Here is a 3,748-nt window from a genome sequence, read left to right as displayed (position 1 = left end):
GGGGATAGGTAAGGAATTGGATTCACTGTATCAGCGGTTAGGCTGGAGGCAGGTCTAGCAGTCGTTATCTCTCAGCGCATCGATTACGAGAGGGCGGTTTTGAGGCCCACTCTGAATTGCCGCTGGGAGACAAGCGATGGATTTATTGGTCGGTGAACCGGTGCGGGTGCGGTCTGGGGTGCAGCTTCAGGTCTGTTATCGGGCCGGAGCGCAACCGGCGGTGGTCTTTCTCCACGGGGGGTTGGGCAATCGGTTTAACCTCAGGGCGCAGTATGAGTTTGCAGTACGGCAGGGCTGGGGGGCGATCGCCTACGATCTGGCGGGCCACGGTCAGTCGAGCCCCTACCCTCGCTACTCCATCGGGCGGCACTGTCGCGATCTGACTCGGCTGCTGCGTCACTGTGACATCTACAAACCTATTCTGTTTGCCCACAGCTACGGTGTGCCCATTGTGTTGGAATGGTGCCAGCGACATCCCGTTTCAGGCTTAGTCTTAGTCGCTGGTGGCACCCACGATTTAGACCCCTGGTGGGAGGTGCCGCTGATGCAGGGTTTGGCCTGGGGCGGTCGCCACCTGTTTCGCCTACCCTGGATGCAGCGCGCGATCGCCCAGCTATCGAGTGAGCACAGCCACCCCACCCTCGATCGCTTTACCGCCGAGAGCCCGCTGCCTGTGCATGCCCACCCCTACGATGCCCTGCGAATTTTTTGGGCCTATAACTTCTTTGCCCGCCGCGAGGGTCGCTGGCAGCTCAGCTATCCGGCGTTGATCGTCAGCGGTGGCCAAGACCCGATGTTTACCGAGGCAATGGGGGCTGCGCTGGCGCAACATTTTCTGGCGGGTCGCCACCTACATATCGAGCAGGCGGGGCACCTGGTCATGGCTGAGTTTCCCGAGGTGGTGAATGGGGCGCTGGCTGAATTTAGGCGGGGGGCGATCGTGTAACGCTCCCAATCACCGGACACAGATACCCTTTGCAACTCACAAATCACTTGACTTTGTTCCGGTGCATTGGGATTGTTAGCCCGATGCGGCTATCACGTACCTGGAACGTAGATCAATCTGATCACATCTTCTTCAATCCGATCATTACTCACAAGACGAAGTGGAGGTCGTGGTCCGGCGAAATATGGCTGCCCTTTGCCTAGCACGACTGGATGCAGGTAGATTCGATACTCATCGATCAGCCCGAATTCGGTAAGGCTTTTCGCCAAGTTGGGACCTGCTACTCCGATTTCTCCGTCGCATTCAGCCTTCAGTTTGCGAATTGCGCTCTCAAGACCATCTGCGATGAGACTGGCGTTCGAGCCGACCGACCTCATCGAGCGCGAAACGACCCATTTTTTCTGGTTCCGCCACGCCGTCGCGAAGGCTCGCTGTTCAGTGTTCCATTCAGGATGCTCGTCGTCCCAGTAACGCATGTTGTCATACATGCGGCTACCGTACACACTACCAACCTGCCCCTGAGCATCCTCAATGAAATGATGGAAGATTAATGGGCGTGGTGGGAATTCCATGTGATTAACGTAGCCGTCCAAAGACTGATTCATTCCGAACACAAGCTTAGCCATGATTACCTCTGTTTCTTACCAGTGCATCCGGGCGTGACGCCGTCTGCCTCAAGTTTGGTCGAGTGATTTTATGTTGACTGCAAATCACTTCTTGACGCACAGCGCTCCGAATGCAAAAGAAAGGGCTAACAACTTACTATACTGACGCTTTCCGTATAAACACCCTAGAGGGAGCAGTTATACCGACGCTTTCCGTGTAATTCGCTCTCTGAAGGCAGTTACCCAGATACTTTCCGCATAATAGCCCTGCTGGGGGGAGTTATCTGGAAACCTCCTGAGTAAAATCAGCTTTCTATCAAAGGGCTAGGGCGGGCGATGCCGTAGCCCTGGGCATAGTCAACCCCCAGGGTGCGGAGCCTAGCTAAAATGGCCTCGTTTTCCACGCATTCGGCGATGGTCTTGAGCCCCATCACCTGTCCGGTGCGGCTAATGGCTTCCACAATGGCGTAGTCAACAGGGTCGGTGGCGATGTGGCGAATGAAGACGCCATCAATTTTGAGGTAGTCAACCGGCAGGGTTTTGAGATAAGCAAAGGACGACATGCCAGTGCCAAAGTCATCGAGGGCAAATTGGCAGCCCAGGGCTTTGAGTCGGTGGATAAACTCGCTGGCCTTAGTCAAATTGGCGATCGCCACCGTTTCGGTAATCTCAAAGCACACCAGGCGCGCATCGATCGCATACTGAGCCAACTGCTGGTGCAAGAACTCAATAAATTGGTCATCGTCGATGCTGGCCCCCGACAGGTTGACGGCGTAGACACAGGGTTTTTGCTCCCCTGGGCTGGGCGGCTGCAAGTCGGCCCAGTGCTGAAACAGGGTGCTGACCACCCAGCGGTCAATGAGGTGCATCAGCCCATAGCGCTCCGCCGCCGGAATAAACGCCTGGGGTAACACCAGCGCCCCCGCTACATCGCGCAGTCGCAGCAGCACCTCACAATGGTCAACCTCAGCGGTGTGGGCAACCGCCACCATGGGCTGGCCAAACAGGCAAAACGATTGGCTTCTAGAGCCTGGGTGATTTGGCTGACCCAGCGCATCTCCCCCTGCTGCCGCAGCAGCTCTTGATCATCCACACGAAAAATATGCACCCGATTGCGGCCCTGGTTCTTGGCGGCGTAGCAAGCGGCGTCGGCGGCAATCAATAGCTCGCTCAGACTTTGGCTGATTTGGGTAATGGCGACCAGGCCAATACTCACGCCAATGGTGAAGGTGTTGGTTTGCCAGGTAAACTGCAGCCGATAGACTGCTTCTCGCAGGGTATTGGCCACCTGCTCTGCCTGATTGAGATCGCACTGGTGCAGCAAAATGCCAAATTCGTCGCCCCCTAGCCGCGCCAGCAGGTCAGACTTGCGAATTTGAGCCTGAAAAAGGCCGGTGACCTGGCGCAGCAGCTCGTCGCCAGCACCGTGGCCGCAGGTATCGTTGACGATTTTGAACTGGTCGAGATCGAGGTAGCACAGGGCATGGCTCTGCCCGTCCTGCTGGGCGCTTTGCAGGGCTTGCTCCAGGCGTTGCTCAAATTCGCGCCGGTTGGCCAGCCCCGTGAGGGCATCGTGGCGGGCCTGCCACGCCACCTGCCGGGTCAGATGCCGGGTCTGGGTGACATCGTGGAATACCATTACCGCCCCGATGGTGTGGCCGTTGCGATCGCGAATCGGAGCCGCCGAGTCTTCAATACCCATTTCGCGTCCGTCCTGCGCGATCAGCACGGTTTCGCGGGCCAGTTCGACAATGCGGTTGTCTTGCAGGGCGATGGCCACCGGATTGGCCACGGGCTGTCGCGTTTCCTCGTGGAGAATGTGAAACACGTTGGCCAGCGGTAGCCCCTGGGCCTCGGCCTGGGGCCAGCCGGTCATCGCTTCGGCCACCGGGTTGATCGAGGTGACGCAGCCCGCCACATCGGTAGTAATCACCGCATCGCCAATGGATCTCAGGGTCACCTGGGCCAGCTCTTTTTCCTGAAACAGGGCGGCTTCCATCTGCTGGCGTTCGGTGATGTCGCGATAGCTCAGCACCTTGCCCACCACCCGGTCATCTAGCCACTGGGGCCGAGAATGCTGCTCTAAAATGCGCCCGTTGGTCAGCTCTACCCCATCGAAGCTGTCTTGGTCGAGCTGAGCGATCAGGCTGGCCAGCGCCGCCGCAAACCGGGTGCGATCGCACACCCGCCCCAGCAC

4 protein-coding genes are annotated in these 3,748 nt (G+C 58.0%); 1 reads left to right on the top strand and 3 read right to left on the bottom strand.

Going from position 1 to position 3,748, the window contains the following annotated elements:
- The first annotated feature begins 136 nt into the window (after window positions 1-136).
- The gene (locus IQ273_RS31605) at window positions 137-946 is read left to right on the top strand and encodes an alpha/beta fold hydrolase (protein WP_194027048.1); all 810 of its coding nucleotides are present in this window, start codon (window positions 137-139) and stop codon (window positions 944-946) included.
- 92 nt (window positions 947-1,038) lie between these two features.
- Here IQ273_RS31605 and IQ273_RS31600 read toward each other — a convergent pair whose 3' ends face one another.
- The 3 genes from IQ273_RS31600 to IQ273_RS31595 all read right to left on the bottom strand — a co-directional run.
- Window positions 1,039-1,572 (bottom strand): dihydrofolate reductase family protein, encoded by a 534-nt coding sequence (locus IQ273_RS31600; protein ID WP_194027047.1) that lies wholly within the window; start codon window positions 1,570-1,572, stop codon window positions 1,039-1,041.
- Window positions 1,573-1,856: 284 nt separating this feature from the next.
- Window positions 1,857-2,543 carry an EAL domain-containing protein gene (locus IQ273_RS34210; RefSeq protein WP_255534762.1) on the bottom strand — a complete coding sequence of 229 codons (687 nt, stop codon included), beginning with the start codon at window positions 2,541-2,543 and terminating at the stop codon, window positions 1,857-1,859.
- The coding region (locus IQ273_RS31595) for a diguanylate cyclase domain-containing protein (RefSeq protein ID WP_228054258.1) at window positions 2,477-3,748 on the bottom strand (1,272 nt) is incomplete at its 5' end. The genes IQ273_RS34210 and IQ273_RS31595, both read right to left, overlap by 67 nt.

This window comes from Nodosilinea sp. LEGE 07298 (assembly GCF_015207265.1).
In the GTDB taxonomy this organism is placed as follows: Bacteria; Cyanobacteriota; Cyanobacteriia; order Phormidesmidales; family Phormidesmidaceae; genus Nodosilinea.
The sequence above is the reverse complement of the archived record's forward strand: the minus strand, read 5'-3'. Positions and strand labels throughout refer to the sequence as shown.

What these genes read in the sequence shown, in the direction of transcription:
- IQ273_RS31605 (WP_194027048.1), top strand. Translation starts at nt 137, where the DNA reads ATGGATTTATTGGTCGGTGAACCGGTGCGGGTGCGGTCTGGGGTGCAG.
- IQ273_RS34210 (WP_255534762.1), bottom strand. Translation starts at nt 2,543, where the DNA reads ATGGTGGCGGTTGCCCACACCGCTGAGGTTGACCATTGTGAGGTGCTG.
- IQ273_RS31600 (WP_194027047.1), bottom strand. Translation starts at nt 1,572, where the DNA reads ATGGCTAAGCTTGTGTTCGGAATGAATCAGTCTTTGGACGGCTACGTT.